Here is a 23,165-nt window from a genome sequence, read left to right on the forward strand (position 1 = left end):
TATTCAAAAAAATTTTTCTTTATTTACCTAATAATTTTTCCAATGCGTTTAAATGTTCCGAAAAAGCTTCTCTTCCACTTTGGGTAACCCTGTAGGAGGTCTTGGGCTTTTTCCCCACAAATTCTTTTTTAACTTCAATATAATTGGCTTTTTCCAACGCCGTACTATGACTCGCCAAATTACCATCCGTGATCTCCAGCAGTGCTTTCATTTCCGAAAAATCAACCCAATCGTTGACCATAAGAACAGACATAATGCCTAATCTTACGCGACTTTCGAATTCTTTATTGAGTTGATTTATTTTGATCATAATCAGAATGTAGGTTCCAGATTTTAAATTAAACTTCTAAAATCTGCAAATTTAAATTTTATTTATATTTCTTGTGCATGATTAATCCATAGACAATATGCAAGACCCCAAAACCAAGAGTCCAGGCCACCAGCCCCCAACCTAAAAAGAAAAAGGAAATGAGACCCAGAATAATCTGGCAATATCCTAAATACTTAATATCAGTCAGCGTATATCTTTCTGCACTTACCAGAGCCAAACCGTAAAAAATCAATGTAGCAGGTGCCACTAGTGCAAAAAGGTGATGATATAATAATCCGAGACAAACTACTCCACCTGTAAACAAAGGAACCGCAAAGGTGACTAAAAGACGTTTTGTTGTAGCGTCCCAAATTTTCAAGCCTTTTCTTTTGCTTTTATTAGCGGTGAAAATATAACCGCTCAAAACAGCAGTAATTAATATCAGAGTTCCGGCGACAACGAGTTCTTTAACTAAGGAAAGGCTGTATACATTGCTTTCCCCATCAAAATAATCAATCCCTTCTCTTTGAAAAACAAAATAGACATACACGGCTCCGATAATTGCAGCAAGACCTGCAAAAACACCCGACAATCCACTCAAAGAAATAAATCTGGAAGAACGTTCCATCATGGAACGGATATGTGACAGATCTTCGTGATAGTTTTTTGAATCCATATAAAGAACTTTGAAATACAAAGTTATAATTAATTTTCAAATTTCAAAATTATTTTTCAAAATTTTCATGATTAGTTTTCTACTCATCATCAGGAATTCTTAATTTTAAGAAACTAATATTGAATATCATGAATAAAGAGGTTTTACGCTCGCTAATTTTCAGACATCTGGACGGAATCGTTACGGCTCCCACTGTAGCTTCTCTTATCAAAAAAGATATTATTTGCTACATGATAGATAAGAAGGAAATCAAATTGCAGCAGCTTGCAGAAACTTTTAAGGCTCATGACGGATATCTTAATGTGGCATTACGGACCCTGGCATCACAGGGGTTTTTAGACTACACCGTAGATCATGAAAAAGATGAAATTGTCCTTTCCGTGAATCACAACACGCATTATTTACAAAAATATTCTCCGCTTTATCTTAAAGTGATTTCGTTTCAAAAAAAGTCCGTTGATATGAGGAATCAGATTACGGAAGCTTCTTTTATTGAAGAATTTGCTGAACTTACCCTTGCTCTAAAAAATAATTTCGGAATTACATTTACTGAAGATTCCGGCGAAAAAAAGATTCTGGAACAGATTTTAAAACATATTGAAGGATGTATTATCGGTCCCATTATCGTTTACCTCGGAATGACAGGAATGTTTCATAAATACTTTATGGAGACTTCTTTTCAGGCAGCCGAATTCCACAAGAACTCCGAAAATTTTGAAATCATACTGGATTTTCTTACTCATTTGGATTGGTTTAAAAAATCGGGTGATAACTATAAGTTTACAGATACCGGGATTTATTTTGCCAAAAGAGCGACTTCTTATGGTGTTACGGTTTCCTATCTTCCTTTGCTGAATAAAATGGATGATCTTTTGTTCGGGAATGCATCTAAAATAAGAGAGATCTCCGAAGGAGAAGATGAAATCCATGTAGACAGAACCATGAATGTCTGGGGAAGCGGCGGAGCACATTCGAATTATTTTAAGGTGGCCAATGATTTTATTATTGAAATTTTCAACCAGCCTATTCATTTGCAGCCTAAAGGTGTTCTGGATATGGGTTGTGGTAATGGAGCTTTCATCCAACATATTTTTGAAACAATAGAAAGGTACACACTTCGTGGAAAAATGCTTGAGGAATATCCTTTATTTCTGGTAGGTGCGGATTATAATCATGCAGCCTTAAAGGCGACAAGGGCTAACCTTATTAATAATGATATTTGGGCAAAGGTGATTTGGGGAGATATTGGGAATCCTCAACAATTAGCTGAAGATTTAAAAGAGAGCTACGAAATTGAGCTTACAGATTTACTTAATATCAGAACTTTTCTGGATCATAACAGGGTGTGGAAAACGCCCAACAATACCCATCCTGAAAGAATAAGTACATCAACAGGTGCATTTTCTTATCGCGGAAAAAGACTATCTAATAACCTGGTCGAAGAAAGCCTGAAGGAGCATCTGGAGCTTTGGTTGCCTTATATTCAGAAAAACGGACTTTTAATGATCGAGCTGCATTCGTTAGCTCCGGAATTAACAAGTAAAAACATTGGTAAAACAGCTGCAACAGCCTATGAAGCGACACATGGATATTCAGATCAATATATACTGGAAATTGATGTTTTCAGAAAAGTTTGTTTGGAAGTGGGGCTGAGTATTGATAAAGAATTTTCAAGAAAGTTTCCGGACTCGGAATTGGCTACCGTTTCCATTAATTTATTGAAGGCATAAAAAAACCTTGCCTGTAACAGACAAGGTTTTAAAAATATTAAAATTTGAATAAGAATTACAATGGATTCTGTTCAATAAGCGGATTGGCATTGATCTCTGCTCTAGGGATCAAATATTGCCATCTGTTATCTGTACTTGGAACAGTCATTACGTTATTAACCACAACGGAAGAATGATTAGCTCCTGTTCTGTCTAATCCCTGGTTCAATCTCTTCAGGTCGAAGAATCTGAATCCTTCACCCCAAAGTTCCATTCTTCTACTGTTCAGAATTTCTGTAATATACGCTGCCCCTGTGGTAGTAGCACCGGTATAAGAAGGATTTCTGTTTGCAGTAAATGCATTGAATACTACTTTTGATCCTGCTTCGTCACCTGCTTTAGCTTTAGCTTCAGCTTCGATAAGATACATCTCCGCAGCTCTCATATACGGAACGTCTAATCTACTGTCCGAAGTACTTACAGATAAAAATTTCTGACTTGTATACGGGAATTTTGAATAGGTAGTTGGTAATCCAAGTGCAGTGTGTTGTCCGGTAGGATCCACAACTTTAGTTCTTACATCCGTGGTAGGAAACATGGCAAAAAGTTTGCTGTTAATTGCCTTAGGATTCTGTCTGATATTGGTAGAGTTATAATTTCTTGACATATACGCTCCAAAGTTCCCGAAATAGTCAGTTTGATCTGCTATAATAGTAGCTCCCCACATCCATTCTCCGTTTCCTTCCAGGTTATTGAATCCTGAAGTATATGTTGCGTTACTCATTAAAGCAAAGCCAACTCTGGCCTCTTGAGCAGAAGATGCTGCTAAAGCATAGTTACCTTGAGTAAGGGCTACTCTGGCTCTTAGACCTAATACCACCTTATTATTAAAGTGAGATTTTGTTGGTCTTGTATTGCTTAATCTTGATAATGCTTCTGCAATATCGCTATTGATTTGAGTATAAACTTCTTCTACTGTATTTCTTGCTAAAGGAACCTCATTGGCAACTAATCTGATAGGAACTCCTAATTGGTTGTTCGTTGTACCAGGAACGTATCTTTTTCCGTAGATCTGAACCAACATATAGTAACTGAATGCTCTGAAAGCATATGCTTCAGCAATAGCCTGTTTAATAGTGGCCGCATCTGCCGCATTAGGTGCAGGAACGTTGGGTCCGTTGGCAATAACAAGATTCGCATTTCTGATCAAGGCATAGTAGAACTGGAACGGATAAAAATCATTAGATCCATTTTCATTTACCTGATCCTGCCATCTTACGGTAGAAACATACCAACCGTTTCCTGTAGAAGGAAAAACCAAATCTTCTCCTAAGGCATCCATCATAATCATGATACCTCCCTGTCCGTTTTGCCCCTGGCTGCTGTTTTGTCTGTAATACATATCTCTATGCATACCGTTGATAATAGCCATTAAGTTGGAGGCACTGGAATAAGCCGACTCCTCAGAAACCGCTGTAGTCGGGTCGGTTTCAAGATAATCACTACTACAAGATGAACTTAAAGAAAGTATCAATAATGCAGAGGATAATATTACTATTCTTTTATATTGTCTTTTTATAATATTTTTCATAATTCTTAATTTAAATTTAGAATGATAAATTAAATCCTATTGTAACAATTCTTGCAGGAGTATATCTATTTGTAGTTGTACCATTAAAAGACTGAGCAGGCTCTAATCCTTTTCTCGCGGTTTTACTCCAGATATTTTCCCCTGACAATAACAGTCTTAATGATGTTAAACCATACTGTGAAATACTTTCCGGGCTGAAGCTATATCCTAGGGTAGCCTGTCTGAAAGTAATAAAGTCTGATTTCACCAACCATCTGCTGGATGCTGCATTAGAATTTGTATACGTTGAAGAGTTTAATGCAGGCACATCTGTAATTTGTCCAGGCGTTGTCCATCTGTCTAAAATATCCTTACTTAAAGCTCCTCCCTGAGAATAACTTGACATCAAAGACTGATAGTTGGAATCATACGTCATACCTCCTAACTGATAGGTAAACATGGTTGATAATGACCATTGCTTATAGGTGATTGATGTCCCGAAGCTACCAAACAGGTCAGGAATAGCTGTTCCTGAATAGTCATATTTAGCTTTGTTAAAATTAGTCGTTACCTGAGTGCCATTCACTGTTCTGATATCAGAAGCCGTAGTACCGGCATAAGCATCAGCAACTAAGAACAATGGCGAACCATCGGCAGGATCTACCCCATACCATTGTCTCAACCAGTAATCATACACTGAATGCCCCACTGAAACTTTCTTAGTTCCGTTGATGATCTCTGTAATCCCTGCTGATAATTCCGTTACTTCATTTTTAAGAGTAGATGCATTGGCATTGATATTCCATGTAAAGTTATCATTTCTAACAACATCAGCACTGATTGCAAATTCAAAACCTCTGTTATACATAGTACCCACATTTTTACTGATACTGTTTCCTGGGACACCACCAGATACAGGAAGTGGAACAGGGAAGATAAGATCATCGGTAACTCTGTTATAATAATCTACCGAACCTGTAATTCTATTATTCAAGAAACCAAAATCCAATCCTAAGTCAGTTTGCTTATTGGATTCCCATGTAATGGAAGGGTCTGCTAAGAAACCAAATAAAATACCCGGTTCCTGTGCATTGTTATATCCCAGGCTATAAGTACTTTTATACATATAGTAGCTATTGGTTCCATCATTTCCTACTTCCCCATAAGAACCTCTTAACTTAAGCTCACTAATTGTACTTGAAGCACTTAAAAAATCTTCTGCCTTAATTCTCCATCCTGCTCCTACTGACCAGAATGAGTTCCATCTTACATCTTCTGCAAATCTTGATGAGGCATCCCATCTGATGGAACCTGATAATAAGTATTTGGATTTATAATCATAATTCAATCTTGAGAATACACTTTCTTTTCTGTAATTATCCGTTTGAGAAGTTACAGTGGTAGGTGTTACGAAATTGATCAATTCATCATTATCGTCAACCGTTTGTCCTTGTTTGTAGGCATTGAAGTACTCATACATGTATTTGTAATTTTCGTGCCCTAATAAGAATTCAAAGTTGTGTACTCCAAATTTACGCTTATAGTTTAATAACTGATTCCAGGTAAGCGTTTGCTCTGTAAAGGTTGTTTTCTCAGCCGCACCTGCAGGAGCAGCATCACCGATAAGCTTGTTTACATATCTGCTTCGTCTGTTATTTCTGATATCATATCCTACGTTGGTGGATAATGTTAAATACGGATCAACTTTAAATTCAGCATACGCTCTTGAGATGATATAATAATTTTTAGAGATATCTTTATTCAAAAGGGTTTCCTGGATTACGTTTCTTCCTGCCGCAGCGTCAGCTCCTCTTGCACTTCCCGCATCATACACTATATTTCCTGCTGCATCATATAAGGTCGCAAAGGTATTTGGATCGTGTGCGTATGGGCTATATATAGGTCCCATTGTTCTTGTCCAGCTATATGGATTGATATAGGAAGAGTTATTATCTGCTCCGTCAATAGAATTATTTCCGTTGGAAGAAACTCCACTGATACTTGTTCCTAACTTAAGCCAGCTTTTAATCTGAGAATCCACTTTTAATCTGGCATTAAATCTTTCAAAATCTGATTTTGCCAAATATCCTGTTTCATTAGTATAGCCTACAGATGAAAAATAGGTAGTTTTATTAGTTCCACCGCTGTAATTCAGTTCGTAACTCTGTCTGAAACCTGTCTTCATTAATGGTCCCTGCCAGTCAAGATCAGTATATTTTAATTGAGCGTTCGGGTTTAAAATACCATCCACAACTAATTGATTATCTGCTACGTTGAAAACATTAGTTTTCAATACTCCTGAAATCAAATTGGTCGTTGCGTAAGCATTTGCAGCAGCAACAGTCGTACCTGGAACAGATGTTAAACGACCGTTTCTCATTGCCTCCCAGATTAATGGATAATATTGATATACATCCACTCTATCATATTCCGGAATGGATCTTCCTACATATCCCGTACTCATATTAAAGTTCAGGACGTCTGTTCCTTTTCTACCGGATTTGGTTGTAATTAATACGACCCCATTAGCTGCCGCAGAACCATATAATGATGTTGATGCAGCATCTTTAAGAATATTAAACGAGGCGATATCATTCGTGTTAATTGCAGATAGAGAACCGGTATAAATAACACCGTCTACAACATATAAAGGAGACGTTGAAATTCCATACGATCCGATCCCTCTGATCTGAATACTAGGAGCACTTCCCGGCTGACCCGTTCCTGTAGATACTTTCACCCCAGGACTCGCTCCGTCTATCGCCTGTCCAATATTGGAAATCGGACGATCAGCAAATTGTTTGGCTTTAATTTCCGTGTTGGAACCAACCAATGTTTCTTTTTTCTGAGAACCATAAGCAACAATCACTACCTCATCAATTTGCTTTTCAGTAGTTGTAGTATCCTTATTAGTCCTCTGTGCTTCAACTACTTGCCCGCCTGCAAAAAACAGAACAGCAGTAGTTATTAACGACAATCTTAACTTCATATTAACAAATTTTAATATTAAAACAGCAAAAGTGTTAATAAATATTAAGATATACAAATATTAGTTAATAATTTAACATATTACCATAGATACTATGCGTTACATTGATTATATTTAAAAAAATAAAATATTTATTAATAGTTCAATATGAATGAAACAAAAACAATTAAAAATATAAAATTATTGATAAATTTCAATAATTTTATTCAATATATTGTGAATAAATCACATGTAAAAATTCTAATTTCTTTCAGTTAAAAAGGCGACCTCTCACGAGAATCGCCTATGAAATATTAAAATTTGAATAAAGAGCTACAATGGATTCTGTTCAATAAGCGGATTGGCATTGATTTCCGCCCTAGGAATCAAATATTGCCATCTGTTATCGGTATTAGGAACTGTCAACAGACTATTCGTAACGATGGAAGAATGATTAGCTCCGGTTCTGTCTAATCCCTGATTCAGCCTTTTAAGGTCCAGAAATCTGAATCCTTCTCCCCAAAGCTCTATTCTTCTGCTGTTCAGGATTTCTGTAATATAAGCAGCTCCGGTAGTAGTTGCCCCCACATAAGAAGGATTTCTGTTTTTTGTAAATTCATTAAATACTAATTTGGATCCTGCTTCATCACCTGCTTTAGCTTTAGCTTCAGCTTCTATAAGGTACATTTCAGCAGCTCTCATATACGGAACATCTACTCTGCTATCTGAAAGACTTGCTGATAAAAATTTCTGACTTGTATAAGGGAATTTTGAATAAGTTGACGGCAATGCAAGTGCAGTGTGTTGTCCGGTAGGATCCACAACTTTCGTTCTCACATCTGTAGACGGAAACATAGCAAAAAGCTTACTGTTCATGGCTTTAGGGCCTCCCTTAACACTTGTGGAACCAAAATTTCTGGACATGTATGCCCCAAAATTACCAAAAACATCTGACTGATCCGTAATAATAGTAGCTCCCCACATCCACTCTCCGTTTCCTTCAAGGTTATTAAATCCTGAGGTGTATGTTGCGTTATTCATTAAGGCAAACCCTACTCTAGCCTGTTGAGCAGAAGATGCTGCCAATGTATAATTTCCTTGAGTAAGAGCAACTCTGGCTCTTAACCCCAAAACCACCTTATCATTAAAATGAGATTTTGCCGCTCTTGTGCTGCTTAATCTTGTTAACGCTTCAGCAATATCCTTATTGATCTGGGCATATACTTCCTCTACTGTGTTTCTGGCCATTGGAGTTTCGTCAGCTAACACCTTTAAAGGAACTCCTAACTGACTGTTTGTTGTATTAGGTACATATCTTTTTCCATAGATCTGAACCAACATATAATAGCAAAACGCCCTGAAGGCATAAGCTTCCCCGATGGCCTGCTTAATAGTGGCCGCATCTGCTGCATTAGGTGCCGGAACGTTGGGTCCGTTGGCAATGACAAGATTCGCATTTCTGATCAAGGCATAGTAGAATTGGTAAGGATAAAAATCAAAGGTTGCATTATCATTTACCTGATCCTGCCATCTGACTGTTGTGATATACCAACCACTGGATGTGGAAGTAAAAACCAGATCTTCTCCTAAGGCATCCATCATGATCATAATTCCACCCTGCCCGTTTTGCCCCTGGCTTTCATTCTGTCTGAAATACATATCCCTGTGCATCCCATTGATAATCGCCTTAAGATTGGAGGCACTGGAATAAGCCGTTTCTTCAGAAACAGCCGTTGTAGGATCTGTTTCAAGATAATCACTGCTGCAAGAGGTATTAAAACATAAAACAAACAGTAAAGAAGATAACAGGGCAATTTTTTTATATTGTTTTTTTATGATACTTTTCATAATCTCAATTTAAATTTAGAATGATAAATTAAATCCTATTGTAATAATCCTTGACGGTGTATATCTGTTCGCCGTACTTCCATTGAAAGTTTGCACGGGTTCCAATCCTTTTCTCGCCGTTTTACTCCAAAGATTTTCTCCCGACAGCAATATTTTCAGGGATGTTAATCCGTACTGTGAAATACTCTCCGGATAGAAACTATATCCTAAAGTAGCCTGCCTGAAAGAAATAAAATCCGACTTAACCAGCCATCTGTTTGATGCCGCATTTGAGTGTGGAGCCGTCGAAGAGTTTAGTGCCGGTATATCTGTAATTTGTCCGGGCGTTGTCCATCTGTCTAGAATATCTTTGCTTAAAGCTCCTCCCTGAGAATAACTTGACATCAAAGACTGATAGTTGGAATCATACGTCATACCTCCTAACTGATAGGTAAACATGGTTGATAATGACCACTGCTTATAGGCGATCGATGTCCCGAAGCTACCAAACAGGTCTGGAATAGCCGTACCTGAATAATCAAATTTAGCCTTAGTATTATTGGTGGTTACCAAAGTACCATTCACTGTTCTGATATCAGAGGCGGTAGTACCCGCATATGCATCGGCGACTAAAAACAGAGGTGATCCATCGGCAGGATCTACCCCATACCACTGTTTTAACCAATAATCATATACGGAATGTCCAACGGATACCTTTTTAGTCCCACTAATAATTTCTGTAATTCCGTCTGATAATTTGGTAACTTCGTTTTTTAAGGTTGATGCATTAGCATTAATATTCCAGGTTAAATTTTCATTCCTGATAATATCCGCGCTAATAGCAAATTCAAAACCCCGATTATACATGGTACCTACATTTTTAATAATACTGTTTCCCGGAATACCGTTGGATACAGGCGACGGAACCGGAAAAATAAGATCATCGGTAATCCTGTTATAATATTCTACGGAACCTGTAATTCTGCTATCAAAGAATCCAAAATCCAATCCTGCATCCGTTTGCTTATTAGCTTCCCATGTAATGGAAGGGTCTGCAAAGAAATTAAATAAAATGCCTGGTTCCTGGACATTATTGTATCCTAAAGCATAGGTACTTTGATACATATAATATTCATTAGTCCCATCATTTCCTACCTCACCGTAAGATCCACGTAATTTAAGTTCGCTGACTGTATTTGATTTTCTCAAAAAATCCTCTGCCTTGATTCTCCACCCTGCCCCTATAGACCAGAAGGAATCCCACCTTACATCTTTTGCAAATCTTGATGAGGCATCCCATCGAATGGATGCAGAGAGTAAATATTTGGATTTATAGTCATAGTTCAGCCGTGAGAAAACACCTTCTTTTCTATAATTATCAGTTTGTGATGTCGCATCCGTAATGGTTACAAAGTTGATCAGATCATCATTATTATCAACAACCTGGTCTTTTTTACTTGCAGAGGAAAATTCATATAAATATTTATAATTTTCATGTCCCAGCATAAACTCAAAATTATGCATTCCAAATTTTCGCTTGTAATTTAAAAGCTGATTAAAAGTCAGGGTCTGCTCAGTAAAGGTAGCCCTTGTAGCATTCCCGGCAGGAGCCGCATCTCCAATAATCTTATTTCCATATCTGTTCCTCCTGAAGTTTCTGATATCATAGCCTACATTGGTAGATAAGGTTAAATACGGATCAACTTTAAATTCCGCATAGGCTCTCGAAATAATATAATAGTTTTTGGTAATATTTTTATTGAGAATCACTTCCTGAATGACATTTCTTCCGGTTGCAGCATCAACCCCTCTTGCGCTTCCCGGATCATACATAATATTTCCATCGTCATCATACAGAGTTGCAAAAGTAGTGGGATCGTGTGCATATGGGCTATATATCGGGCCTATTGTTCTTGTCCACCTGAAAGGGTTCTGAAAGGCATTATTACTCTCTGCTCCATCTACTGCATTATTACCATTGGAGGCAACCCCGCTGATACTGGTACCCAATTTAAGCCAGCTTTTAATCTGTGAATCAACTTTTAACCTGGCAGTAAATCTTTCAAAATCCGACTTGATTACATATCCTGTTTCATTAGTATAGCTCACTGAAGCAAAATATGTGGTTTTATTACTCCCACCACTGTAATTCAATTCATAATTTTGTCTGAAGCCCGTCTTCATCAACGGTTTTTGCCAGTCCAGGTCCGTATACTTTAGTTGGGCATTGGGATTAAGTATACCATCGACCACCAATTGATTATCCGCCACATTAAAAACATTTGTTTTCAGAACTCCTGAAATTAAATTGGTTGTTGCATAGGTGTTGGCTGCTGCAAGACCGTCTGAAGGATTAGTCGTCAATCTTCCGTTCCGGATCGCTTCCCAGATCAACGGGTAATATTGATGTACATCTACTCTATCATATTCCGGAATAGATCTTCCTACATATCCTGTACTCATATTAAAGTTCAGAATGTCGGTTCCTTTTCTACCGGATTTTGTTGTGATCAGTATGACTCCATTCGCTGCTGCTGAACCATATAAAGATGTAGAAGCAGCATCTTTCAATATATTAAAGGAAGCAATGTCATTTGGATTTATTGCGGATAACGAACCGGTGTATACCACACCGTCTACCACATATAAGGGTGCTGTAGAAATGCCATAAGAGCCAATACCCCTAATCTGAATACTGGGAGCACTACCCGGCTGCCCTGTACTGGTAGCCACTTTTACACCAGGACTGGCTCCGTCTATAGCCTGTCCGATATTAGAAATCGGACGATCTGCAAATTGCTTCGCCTTAATCTCAGTATTAGACCCTACCAGTGTTTCCTTTTTTTGAGTACCATAAGCCACTATAACAACTTCATCAATCTGATTTTCTTTAGCCGCCGTATCTTTCTTTTTACTTTGTGCATCAATCATTTGTCCTGTAAAGAACAAAACAGCAGTAGTTAGAATTGACAATCTTATTTTCATCATATTAATTAAATTTTTAATATTTCTAACAAGTATGTTAACAAATAAAATTGTTAAAATTCTCACCTTTAATACACTTGAGAGCTTCCGGGTTAAATCCGTTTCCCATGTTTTTTGTTTCAGAAAAATGAGTATAACACTCTAATACTGTATAATTTATAAAACATTTATTTTTTGAAAAAATAAATGGAAACATGTAATTTTTCATCATAATTAATTTAAGTCATGTTTTTATGTAAATTGCTTTAACAGCTACATTCAGGCAGCCTACTTTCGAAAGTAATCATTGAATACAAGAAATGCATTACTGCAATTTAACTGCATTTCCACAAAATTCTAATTTTCAATACAATACGTAAAAAAATACTTAAAGCGCAGTATAAATGCAGTATAAAAACAATTATAATATGAATAAACACACCCGTTACAACTGGTGATAAAGTGATATTTAAACCACGGGGCCTTATAGAAATGAAGTTATTTTGTAATTTTTTAAGCAATCCAAGTGTATTTCGGTTTTAACCGTTACAGTGTAAACTGGTTGGAAAGTTGTGGGTCAATTTTTAATTTGTTTCTTGTAAGAATCAACAAACCCTGCTTTCTCAGGCAGGGTTTTAAGAATTTTCAATAAGCACATCTATTTACTTCAGCTCAGAATAAATAGAACCATTTATATCCGTATCAGGAACTGTAATAATCAGAAGGCATTCAGACAATACATATTATTTTACTCTTAATCTTTCTTTAATGGCTTCAATATTCTTTTTTGCAGAATCTTCCAGAATTAAACTTGCGCTCATATGAATTCTGGCAGGCATCAGCTCATTGAAATGATCTGTACCTTCCCAGGATACTTTCTTGATTAATGCTAATGCATCACTGCTCCTTGAAGCTAGGGTCTGTAAAAATTTTTCCAGCTTGCTATCCATTTCTTCAATATTCTCAGAAACGGAATGATACACATTATGCTGTTCTGCCCATTCAGCTGATCTGAAATCGGCATCAATAGCCATTGCAGAAAATTGAGATTTCCCCATTTTTCGTTCAACATAAGGACCAATAACAAACGGACCAATTCCTAAATTGATTTCTGTTAAAGCTAAAGCAGAATCCTTAGTAGCAAAACAATAATCTGCTCCACAAGCAATTCCTACTCCTCCTCCTGTTGTTTTACCCTGAACTCTTACCACTACAATCTTACCACAGTTTCTCATCGCATTCAAAACTTTGGCAAAACCACCAAAGAATTTTGTGGAAGTTTCCAATTCTTCAATAGCCAAAAGCTCATCAAAGCTCGCTCCGGCACAGAATGCTTTTTCGCCTTCACTTTTGATCAGGATTGCCTTTACTTCCTCTTTAGCCCCTTCATCTAAAATAGTTTGAGCCAGTTTTTCTAAAATAGCCCCGGGAAGAGAGTTGCTTTTTGGTGTCCCGAAAGTAATCTCCGAGATATTATTTTTCAGTTCTGATACTACGAATTCGTTCATTTTTAGATTTATTTGAATGGATACAAAAATACTAAATACACAGCGTTTAAAGAAATTAAAGTATATAAATTGGCTCTTTAAACTACTTTGTTATTACTCCGTATAAATACTAAAAATATAATTTGGTCACTTTTACTCTATTCTCATTTTTTATCTGATGCTACATTTGTAATGTTCATTTCAAACATGAAGCTTCAACAACTGAACAAAAGGGAAAATCCGAAAGCCCTTGAAAAGTGTAGGAAAATTTAACTTTAAAAATCAACACCATGTCTTATCCATTAGTTAAAATCACAAACTCCACCAATTACATTGCAAGCGGTAAAGTATCCTATATGAGTATTTTCTGTTCCGATGACGATTACAGCGTTACACCTAATACTACCTGGGAAGCAAAAAGCAGAGGAGTATGCTTGCTTACAGAAATCTCAGCAACTATAAAAACGCCAAACGGAGAGGTAGTAGCTACTCCTTACACTTCATCAGGAACATCGTACAGCAATTTTGCCATACTACAAACAGGACCGAATTCTTTTGCGGTTACCAGAATAGTAAATTTAAGTGAAGATCAGGTTCCTGAAGATTATGTAGAACCTACTGTACAACAAAAATAAGTATGGTAGTCCATAAACTTTCAATCAAAAAACCATCAGCATGCTGATGGTTTTTTATATAGCCCATATTTAAGCTCAACCTGATTACGTAGAAATACTGAATCCCCAATTTGGTATTTTCTACTCTACCCCTACCTTGGTATATGTTGTTACTTTGGTCTGTCAATAGATCACAGACTTAAGGCAAATGGCGGAATCCGAAAAGCCAACAGAGTAGGAAACTTATAACTGAAAAAATATATTATCATGGACGAATTTATTGGAATTGTAAAATTATTTGCAGGAAACTTTGCTCCTAGAGGATGGATGTTTTGTAACGGAAGTTTATTAAGCATCTCTCAAAACTCTGCATTGTTTTCCATATTAGGAACAACTTATGGTGGAGACGGGATCACCACTTTCGCACTACCGAATCTGACAGGCCGCATGGCGATAGGCGCCGGAACACAAAGCGGGAAATATTATCCTTTGGGAATTTCCGGAGGTAGTGAACAAACTACTCTTCTTTCGCAAAATATGCCAAGCATGGGGGCCGGATTTCAACTAAAAGTGGCTAATAAAAATGCTACTACCGCTACTCCATCTGCTACCACATCAATTGGTATTACAGGAACACAGAACGGTAGAGATTTCACAGCTGTACCTAGTTTTGTAGACAATGCAAACCCGGATACAGCAATCAACCCTCTATCAGTATCATTTACCGGACAAGGTATTCCGATTAATAATATGCCTCCTTATCTGGGACTGAATTACATCATCTGTGTAGAAGGTATTTACCCTCCAAGAAGCTAAAACTTATTTAAAACCCTAAACTTTAAATCATGAAAAGTACTATATTTTTTAGTATTTGTAGTCTTCTCATCTCCATATTTTCTTTTGGGCAGACTAGTACGGAATTGTTTGAAACAGAATCACACAGCAGCACGAGTTTTACAGATAACGGGGTGATTTTCAATATTATTTCCCAGGTTAGCACTTTTGACATACAGGGGAATTTTCCCGGAACAGGATGGAATGGAACTGCCATTGATAACAGATATATTGATAATTCAAATTTTTCAATGAGCGGTGCTTCATTCAGTATCAAAACAACTTCTAATTTATTCAAAGTCAATCGATTCTGGGTATTTCTTTCAAACATAGCGTTGAATCAGGCCGTGACCGGAACATTAACTGTAACAGGTAAACTGGCGGGAGTAACGAAATTCACGCAAACCAAAACGACAGGTTTTGCAACCTCATTGGGATCAACAAACGGTTACACTTTAATTGATCTCACCAATCTGAATGGTCAAAATTACACTAATATCATTATTGATGAACTGCAAATAACAGCGGGAGGAAACTATACTTACGTAGGATTAGATGCATTGGTATGGGTGAAAGATTCAGGAATTGTTTTAGCAACCAATGAAACAAAAGCTTCGAAAAGCAAGCTAAGCATGTATCCGAATCCTACTAAAGGGCCCTTCATCATCAAAACTGATGAAAACAGCAAGGCTGAAATATATGACCAGGCTGGTAAGATGGTAAAATCATTAGAGGTAAGACAGGGAGAAAACAGAGCAGATATTTCCGAACTTCCTACGGGAACTTATCTGATCAGGACTCTTTCAGGATCTTTCAAAATTCTCAAGCAATGAGTTTTACAAGAGAATCAGAATAGATTGTACCGATTCTATTACATAAATGATAAACCACCCTATGTGATGAAGGGTGGTTTTACTTTTTTAATTCCAGAATGTATTTATCTATATACAACTGTTTTTCTTTTGATTTGTATTGCTGAATATATCTTGGATGTTCTAAAACCGTCATTTTATCAAACAGCTTTTCTCCGGCATTTAATTGAGAGATAAAATCTGCATTCTTTTTGCCCAGAATAAAGACTTCTGAAGTATCAAGCCCTAAGCTGATGTGTTTCTTTAGTGAATCAATCATGAAATCTTTTACCTCTTCAAACAGTCTTTTATCATCATAATAATTGGCATTCCGCCAGCCATTTTTCGATTTTCTTACAATGGCTAATGGAAATGGTGAATTGATATAACAGTCTCTGTAAAATTGTTCAACGCCTCCATATTCCCTAATCATATCATAGATGAAAACCGAAGACACTTCATGAGTGTAGGCAGATTTCATTGTAATCCCACAGTCACTTTCAAGACGTTTGGTATCCGTGAAGGGAACTCCGGTAACTCCTGCTCCATGTCTGCTGGGATTGATTCCAACGATGAATTTTCTTTGATGGGAATCATTGTAATATTTATGATAAAATTTCTGCATCACTTCCATAGTTTCGGGATTATCCAGGTATGGATTTAAAACCTCAAATCCTTCCGGTAAATTTCCTGAGTATTTTAGATTTCTGTTGAACGCAATGACTTTATCCGCAAAAGTTTTCATTAGACTATAATTAAAAAACAATGTAGCAATTTATTACTAAACTGCTACATGATGATATTGAAAAAATTTCATTTGAATTAAATCAATCCAAACTGTTCAAAATGATGCGTAAAATGTTTTTTATGCATCAGTTCCCACATTTCTTTGTTCAGTTTTCCGAACACAAAATTCATATGTTCTGCCTGCGGATTTTCTCTATAGTAAATTGAATACCTTTTTAAAGTATCCATGAAAGACTGTTTTGCCGCTTCAAGATTTTTATGTCTCAGCTCTAATAATTTTTCGTCTTCAGCTAAGAAAGGTGCAGGGAAATCTTTTGGCATTTTTCTGTGATTATATAAAGAATCCTGCCATTTTTCCAACTGTTCTTCAGGGGTGAAGCATTTGTCTGCTTCCGGTTCTCCCAAACTTACCATGACCCCATGCTCCAAATGCTCGATCATTTTTTGAGGAGACATTTTGCCCCATTTTGGCTGAGTGTTTTCCGTTAATCCGTTAAGAATCTTTTCGATATTTTTCACTTTCAGATCAATAAAAGGAGATTGCTTAGCTACCAGTGTCAAAATTGTAGCTACACAAACGACTTCTTCTCTTTGATTAACGACTTCAACCAACCATTTCACTACTCCTGAAGGAATGTTCCTTCCTTTTACTCCTCTGTTGATCTTTTCTTTCGCCGTTAAATACACTGTGATCGTATCACCTGCGTAAACAGGTTTAAAGAATGAACAGTTTTCAAGTCCGTAATTGGCGATAACAGGTCCTTTTTTCCCTGAAACGAATAATCCCGCTGCTGCAGAAAGGATAAAATATCCGTGAGCAACCGTTTTATCGAAGATAGTTCCCGTTAAGCTTGTAGCATCTGTATGCGCATAAAAATGATCCCATGAAACATTGGAGAAATTCACGATGTCTGCATCTGTAACCGTTCTTCCTGCTGTTTCCAAAGAATCTCCAACTTCTACCTCTTCAAAGTATTTTTGGAATGGATGTTTATCTGAATATTTTTTCTCAGCACCCTGCTGATAAATTTTAGTAATAGCCGTTAAAATATCCGGTGAACCTTGAATCGCTGTTTTCTGTAAAAAGAAATGAAGACCGTTCAAACCTCCCATTTCTTCACCGCCTCCTGCTCTACCCGGACCTCCGTGCATTAAGGTAGGAAGGGGTGAACCGTGACCTGTACTTTCTTTGGCATTGTCTCTGTTCAACACAAAAACCCTTCCGTGTTGAGAAGCCATTTTCCAAGAAGTTTCAGCCACAAATTCGTTATCATAAGAAATGATTGAACCTACCAAACTTCCTTTTCCTCTTTTTGCCAAAGCCGCAGCTTCTTCCGCATCTTTATAAGGCATCAGGGTGGAAACAGGACCGAAAGCTTCTACATCGTGAGAAATATTTTTTTCGAAAGGTTTATCGTTCAGGAATAATTTCGGACTCATAAATGCTCCTTTTTCATAGTCTGCATCTACCAATTCATGTTTTCCGTCATAAACAAGTTCTGTTTCTGCTTTCAGGATATCTATTTTTCTAAGAACCTCATCATATTGTTGTTTTCCGACAAGAGATCCCATTCTGGTTTCCCTGCTTAATGGATTTCCTATTTTGGTCTGATCTAAAGCTTTAGACAAAGCACTTTGAACATCTCCTACCAAATGTTCGGGAACGATAATTCTTCTGATCGCAGTACATTTCTGACCTGCCTTTGTTGTCATTTCATTACGGACTTCTTTGATGAACAGATCAAATTCCGGAGTTCCCGGCTTTGCGTCCAATCCAAGGATTGAGCAGTTTAATGAATCTGCTTCCATATTGAAACGCACTGCATTTCCTGCAACGGATGGTAAAGATTTTAACTTTCTTCCCGTAGTCGCGGAACCTGTAAATAATACGGAATCTCCATCCTGAACATAATCCAGAATATTTCCCGGCTCGCCGCACACTAACTGAAGTGCACCTTCAGGAAGAAGCCCGCTTTCAATCATATCCTGGAAAACCGCATTGGTTAAATAAGATCCAAAAGGAGATGGCTTTACAATGGAAGGAACTCCCGCCAATAATGACGTTGATAATTTTTCCAACATTCCCCAAACCGGAAAGTTGTAGGCATTAATTTGAATGGAAACCCCTTCACTTGGAGTCAGGATATGGGTTCCTAAATGCGTTCCGTTAGCCGATATTTTTTGAGTATCTCCATCTACCCAGAACGGTGTATTCGGAAGCATTCTTTTTGCCAATCCCGAATAGGTGAAGAAAGTCCCGAAACCTCCTTCAATATCCACCCAGGAATCAACATGGGTAGCTCCTGTTTTATATGATAATTCGTAATATTTTTTCTTTCTTTCTAAAAGGTAAAGCGCTACTTTCTTCAACATTTCCCCGCGATCGTAGAACGTCATGGAAGACAGGTTTCTGTATCCTACTGTTCTTCCGAAATCAAGAGCCTGCTCAAAATTAATACCCTCCGTGTCCGAAACAGCTACCTGTTCTCCATTAACGGCATTGTACAAAGGAATTCCGTTTCCGGTTCCTTCCATCCATTGTCCGCAGATATAATTTTTTAATTTTTCCATATAGTTATTTACTTTTTATTTTATTTTGAAGTTGTAAGGCCTCTTCTAAAGTATAATTTTTAAATACAAAGTCCTTCCCTAAAAGACCTTGAGCGTAATCTTCTAATGTTTGTCCGAAACCGACTTCCTCTCTTAATGCATTTACATTTTTAAAGTCTTTAATTGGCCAGATTATCCATACTATTTCTGTTTTACCGTCTTTTATTGTTTTAAAAGAACGTGCCTGAGTCCCGTAAATCTGTTCCTTCTCTTCCTGTACGAGTTGCCTGTCGAGCATCATGGCATATAATCTATAAGGAAGTTCCTTTTCCTCTGCCGCTTTTTTAATCAGTGGCATATACTGATTGATCTTTGGTGAATGTTGAATAATCAACCAAGCTGTTTTATTTTCCGGCTCTCCCACCAAAGATTTTCCCGGATACCCATACTGAGCAATAATCTTTTCAATTTTTGCCAGGTTTTCTGCATCCTGCTGATTCATGATTTTACCTAAACCTACAGTAGCATCTTCCTGACTAAGATTTTTCTCTTTTATAATTTCTTTTCTTCTTTCAGGTGAAGTTTCAGGGAGCATAAGCTCACGATAGATCTGATCATCTTTATCGATCTGAGCTAATTCATTTTTAAGTTCAATATTCATTTGCTTATCCTGAATTTTCTGACAATTCATAAAAAAAGGAAAGAAAATGGCAAAAAATAAATATTTCATATTAATTAATTTAATAATGCATCATTTAACAGTTGGACAATAATTGTTGTATTGATACATTTTCAGATTGTTATATTTATTTTATACTTTTTATTTTGGTTCCTGATAAGGAAACAATTTCACCAATCCTTCGTACAAACTTCTGTGAAGAATGGTTGCATGATTATCTGTTTCCATCATTTTATATTCTACCGTCCAGTTTTTCTTTCCCGAATTTTTTAGAACATTATAAATATCTTCTGCATCTTTTACCATAACGGGATGTTCTCCTTTTCCTACAGAAATGTAAATGAATTTCTTAGTATCAGGAATTTTAGAGAGTAACTGTTTTGCTTGCTTTAAAAGGCTCTCGTCATCCCACCATAAACTTGGGCTGATAATGAAATAATGATTAAACATTTCCGGTTTCTTCAAAAGGATTTCTGTTGCCAAAAGCCCTCCTAAAGACTGTCCCATTAAATAAGTACTTGTCGTTTTATAATTCTTTTCAATAAAAGGTTTCAATTCTTTTTCAAGAAAGCTGATAAACTGATCGGAATGTCCTGTTGTAGGATAATCCTTCTGCAAATCTTTTAAATCTGTATGATAGGTGAAGTCTCTTTTTCTATCCACATTGGCAATTCCCACCACAATGGTTTCAGGCATTGAATACATCAGATTAAAGAACTGTATCAATCCTGAAACGTGTACAAAGTCCTCATTCATACTTCCATCAAGAAGGTAAATTACCGGGTATGATTTTGTTTTGTCATAGCCTTGAGGAAGATAAATATTCAAGTTTCTATCTTCTTTTAAAATGGTGGATTTTAAGGTTCTTATTTCTCCAATTGTGAGTGGCTTTACTGTTTCATTCTGTGCCGAAAGAGTAAATTTGAATGCCAGCAAAATACTACAAATGATGAGAATTTTCTTAATCATATTATTTTGTAAGGTTGGTTATTTTACATCATCCCAGATGCTGTAATCAACAATTTTTGTAGGGGTTTGCTGAACATATTCTGAAAATGGTTCACAGGGCAAAATAGCATCTCTCCCTTCTCTTGCCAATTCCTGATATAGCTTTGTTCCTTCCGTTTTCCAGTGGATCATTTCATCCGAAACATCACGGATAATTTTTGCCGGACTTCCTACGATCAACTTTCTCGGCTCACTTCTGAAGTTAGCCGGAACAAATGCCAAGGCACCGATGATACATTCATCTCCGATTACGGCTTTGTCCATTACGACAGAGTTCATTCCAACCAGGCAATTTTTCCCTATGTGCCCGGAATGGATAATGGCTCCATGACCAATATGAGCGGATTCTTCCAAAATGGTTTCAATATTTGGGAATACATGCAGGGTACAGTTTTCCTGAACATTGGCACCATCTTTTATAATGATTTTACCCCAGTCGCCACGGATAACCGCATTGGGGCCGATATAAACTTCTTCGCCTATTTCCACATTCCCAATAATCACCGCCTGCGGATGAATATATGCAGAAGGTTTTATGATGGGGCGAATTCCGTGATATGAGTAGATATTCATATTATCTCATTCTCAAATTGCTTATACTTTTTCTATTACCATTGCGTAACCTTGTCCTACTCCAATACAAAGAGTACACAACGCATATTTTTTATCCTGCTTCTGAAGTTCCAATGCTGCAGAACCTACAATTCTCGCTCCTGAAACTCCCAGAGGGTGTCCTATTGCAATAGCTCCTCCGTTTGGATTGAGTCTTGCGTCATCATCTTTCAGTCCTAAGCTTCTTGTAACGGCTAAAGCCTGGGCTGCAAATGCCTCGTTCAGCTCGATGATATCCATATCATCTAAAGAAAGGTTTAATCTTTTCAATAGTTTCTGAGTAGCTTCTACCGGGCCGATTCCCATAACCCTTGGTTCTACACCTGCAACAGATGATCCCAGAATTTTAGCTTTTGGCTTTAAGCCATATTTTTTAACTGCTTCTTCGCTTGCCAGAATAAGAGCTGCTGCTCCGTCATTCATTCCTGAAGCATTTCCGGCAGTCACAGTTCCTCCTTCTTTTCTGAAAGCAGGACGAAGTTTTCCTAAACCTTCCATAGAAGACGCAGGTTTTATAAATTCATCTTTATCGAAGACTACAGGTTCTCCTTTTCTTTGCGGAATCTCAACTTTTACAATTTCTTCCGCTAATCTTCCGCTTTCCTGAGCTTTGGTAGCTTTCTGTTGTGACCAGAGTGCAAATTTATCCTGATCTTCTCTGCTGATCTGGTGCATATCTGCTAAGTTTTCAGCAGTTTCGCCCATTCCGTCAACACCATACATTTCTTTCATTTTCGGGTTGATAAAACGCCATCCGAAAGTAGTATCAAACATCTGGCTGTCTCTTCCGAAAGCCATACTTGGTTTTGACATTACATAAGGGGAGCGTGTCATATGTTCTACTCCACCCGCAATATAAACCTCTCCTTCTCCCGCAGCGATGGATCTGAAAGCATTGGCAACAGCAGACATTCCGGAAGCACAAAGCCTGTTTACGGTTTCACCTCCAATTTTGTAAGGAAGTCCTGCCAATAAAAGTCCCATTCTTGCTACGTTACGATTGTCTTCTCCGGCCTGGTTGGCGCATCCGAAAATCACATCTTCAATTTCTTCTACGGGAACTTCAGGGTTTCTGGCAACAATTTCTTTCAGCACTATAGCAGCCAGATCATCCGCTCTGACTTCCGATAACCCTCCCTGCAATTTTGAAATAGGAGTTCTGATGTAATCTATGATGTATACGTTGTTCATAATTTTTGCTTTACGCTTTAAGCTATATGCAGTAGGCTGTGCCAAGCTTCGAAAAAAGCTTATTGCCTATTGCCAAAAGCTTACTGCTTATTTTATAATTCTGTTACTTGTTTTCCGATTTTATAGACCGTTCCGATAAATTTGGCAACCAGCTCTTCATTCTGATTAGTAATCTTAATGTCATAAACGGCTGTTTTTCTTGTTTCATTTACCAGGATACTTTCCGCCCTGAACACATCCCCTTCTTTTCCGGCTTTGGTAAAATTGATAATACAATTTAATGCTACGGCAGCTTCTCCGGAATTGTTCGATGAAAATGCCAATGCAGAATCTGCAAAAGCAAACGTAACTCCTCCGTGAACTGTTTTAAGCCCATTGATCATTTCTTTTTTGATGGGCATTTCTATCAAGCAATAATTTTCTTTAACCTCAATCATTTTGATATTCATCCATTGGGAAAAATAATCCTGATTGAGCATGTAGTCTGCAACTTGCCTTGGATTCATTCAATATTTTTTTAGAGTACTTTTTTTCCTCTCAATTTACTTACTATATCAATAAAGTAATA

General features: G+C 37.3%; 18 protein-coding genes. 4 read left to right on the forward strand and 14 right to left on the reverse strand.

Features of this window, described 5'->3' with window-relative positions; all coding sequences use genetic code 11:
- Window positions 1-19: 19 nt before the first annotated feature.
- Together BCF58_RS12085 and BCF58_RS12090 are read right to left on the reverse strand one after the other, a co-directional pair.
- Window positions 20-310 (reverse strand): winged helix-turn-helix domain-containing protein, encoded by a 291-nt coding sequence (locus BCF58_RS12085; RefSeq protein WP_121462093.1) that lies wholly within the window; start codon window positions 308-310, stop codon window positions 20-22.
- A gap of 58 nt (window positions 311-368) precedes the next feature.
- Entirely contained in the window at window positions 369-986 is a 618-nt protein-coding gene (locus BCF58_RS12090) for a hypothetical protein (protein ID WP_121462094.1), read from the reverse strand.
- A 128-nt stretch (window positions 987-1,114) separates the two neighbouring features.
- On the opposite strand from BCF58_RS12090, the gene BCF58_RS12095 reads away from it, so the two are divergent.
- On the forward strand, window positions 1,115-2,716 hold the full coding sequence (locus BCF58_RS12095; RefSeq protein ID WP_121462095.1) for an AprA-related methyltransferase: 1,602 nt from the start codon (window positions 1,115-1,117) through the stop codon (window positions 2,714-2,716).
- 55 nt (window positions 2,717-2,771) lie between these two features.
- On the opposite strand, the gene BCF58_RS12100 is transcribed toward BCF58_RS12095, so the two are convergent.
- The 5 genes from BCF58_RS12100 to BCF58_RS12120 all read right to left on the reverse strand — a co-directional run bounded on the left by BCF58_RS12100 (window position 2,772) and on the right by BCF58_RS12120 (window position 13,532).
- On the reverse strand, window positions 2,772-4,286 hold the full coding sequence (locus tag BCF58_RS12100; RefSeq protein WP_121462096.1) for a RagB/SusD family nutrient uptake outer membrane protein: 1,515 nt from the start codon (window positions 4,284-4,286) through the stop codon (window positions 2,772-2,774).
- 16 nt (window positions 4,287-4,302) lie between these two features.
- The gene (locus BCF58_RS12105; protein ID WP_121462097.1) at window positions 4,303-7,254 is read right to left on the reverse strand and encodes a SusC/RagA family TonB-linked outer membrane protein; all 2,952 of its coding nucleotides are present in this window, start codon (window positions 7,252-7,254) and stop codon (window positions 4,303-4,305) included.
- Window positions 7,255-7,566: 312 nt separating this feature from the next.
- Window positions 7,567-9,081 (reverse strand): RagB/SusD family nutrient uptake outer membrane protein, encoded by a 1,515-nt coding sequence (locus tag BCF58_RS12110; protein WP_121462098.1) that lies wholly within the window; start codon window positions 9,079-9,081, stop codon window positions 7,567-7,569.
- Between the two features lie 15 nt (window positions 9,082-9,096).
- Window positions 9,097-12,048: a SusC/RagA family TonB-linked outer membrane protein gene (locus BCF58_RS12115; RefSeq protein ID WP_228434797.1), complete on the reverse strand. Its 2,952-nt coding sequence runs from the start codon at window positions 12,046-12,048 to the stop codon at window positions 9,097-9,099.
- Between the two features lie 719 nt (window positions 12,049-12,767).
- On the reverse strand, window positions 12,768-13,532 hold the full coding sequence (locus tag BCF58_RS12120; RefSeq protein ID WP_121462099.1) for an enoyl-CoA hydratase/isomerase family protein: 765 nt from the start codon (window positions 13,530-13,532) through the stop codon (window positions 12,768-12,770).
- Between the two features lie 269 nt (window positions 13,533-13,801).
- Between BCF58_RS12120 and BCF58_RS12125 the strand changes: the two genes are divergently transcribed.
- The 3 genes from BCF58_RS12125 (at window position 13,802) to BCF58_RS12135 (ending at window position 15,792) form a co-directional block, all read left to right on the forward strand.
- The gene (locus tag BCF58_RS12125; protein WP_121462100.1) at window positions 13,802-14,146 is read left to right on the forward strand and encodes a hypothetical protein; all 345 of its coding nucleotides are present in this window, start codon (window positions 13,802-13,804) and stop codon (window positions 14,144-14,146) included.
- A gap of 246 nt (window positions 14,147-14,392) precedes the next feature.
- Window positions 14,393-14,941, forward strand: a complete 549-nt coding sequence (locus tag BCF58_RS12130; protein WP_121462101.1) for a phage tail protein — start codon at window positions 14,393-14,395, stop codon at window positions 14,939-14,941.
- Window positions 14,942-14,970: 29 nt separating this feature from the next.
- Entirely contained in the window at window positions 14,971-15,792 is an 822-nt protein-coding gene (locus BCF58_RS12135) for a T9SS type A sorting domain-containing protein (protein WP_121462102.1), read from the forward strand.
- Window positions 15,793-15,871: 79 nt separating this feature from the next.
- Here BCF58_RS12135 and BCF58_RS12140 read toward each other — a convergent pair whose 3' ends face one another.
- The 7 genes from BCF58_RS12140 to BCF58_RS12170 all read right to left on the reverse strand — a co-directional run bounded on the left by BCF58_RS12140 (window position 15,872) and on the right by BCF58_RS12170 (window position 23,103).
- Window positions 15,872-16,555: an SMUG2 DNA glycosylase family protein gene (locus BCF58_RS12140; protein WP_121462103.1), complete on the reverse strand. Its 684-nt coding sequence runs from the start codon at window positions 16,553-16,555 to the stop codon at window positions 15,872-15,874.
- A gap of 77 nt (window positions 16,556-16,632) precedes the next feature.
- Window positions 16,633-19,128: a phenylacetic acid degradation bifunctional protein PaaZ gene (gene paaZ / locus BCF58_RS12145; protein WP_121462104.1), complete on the reverse strand. Its 2,496-nt coding sequence runs from the start codon at window positions 19,126-19,128 to the stop codon at window positions 16,633-16,635.
- Window positions 19,129-19,132: 4 nt separating this feature from the next.
- Window positions 19,133-19,837 (reverse strand): DUF6624 domain-containing protein, encoded by a 705-nt coding sequence (locus BCF58_RS12150; RefSeq protein WP_121462105.1) that lies wholly within the window; start codon window positions 19,835-19,837, stop codon window positions 19,133-19,135.
- Window positions 19,838-19,927: 90 nt separating this feature from the next.
- Window positions 19,928-20,755, reverse strand: coding sequence for an alpha/beta hydrolase (locus BCF58_RS12155; protein ID WP_121462106.1), 828 nt, complete (start codon window positions 20,753-20,755; stop codon window positions 19,928-19,930).
- 18 nt (window positions 20,756-20,773) lie between these two features.
- Complete coding sequence (locus BCF58_RS12160) at window positions 20,774-21,367, reverse strand: acyltransferase (RefSeq protein ID WP_121462107.1); 594 nt, start codon at window positions 21,365-21,367, stop codon at window positions 20,774-20,776.
- A 21-nt stretch (window positions 21,368-21,388) separates the two neighbouring features.
- Window positions 21,389-22,597, reverse strand: coding sequence for a 3-oxoadipyl-CoA thiolase (pcaF, locus tag BCF58_RS12165; protein ID WP_121462887.1), 1,209 nt, complete (start codon window positions 22,595-22,597; stop codon window positions 21,389-21,391).
- A 92-nt stretch (window positions 22,598-22,689) separates the two neighbouring features.
- Complete coding sequence (locus tag BCF58_RS12170; RefSeq protein WP_121462108.1) at window positions 22,690-23,103, reverse strand: PaaI family thioesterase; 414 nt, start codon at window positions 23,101-23,103, stop codon at window positions 22,690-22,692.
- Window positions 23,104-23,165 lie beyond the last annotated feature (62 nt).

The organism is Chryseobacterium defluvii (genome assembly GCF_003634775.1).
In the GTDB taxonomy this organism is placed as follows: Bacteria; Bacteroidota; Bacteroidia; order Flavobacteriales; family Weeksellaceae; genus Chryseobacterium; species Chryseobacterium defluvii.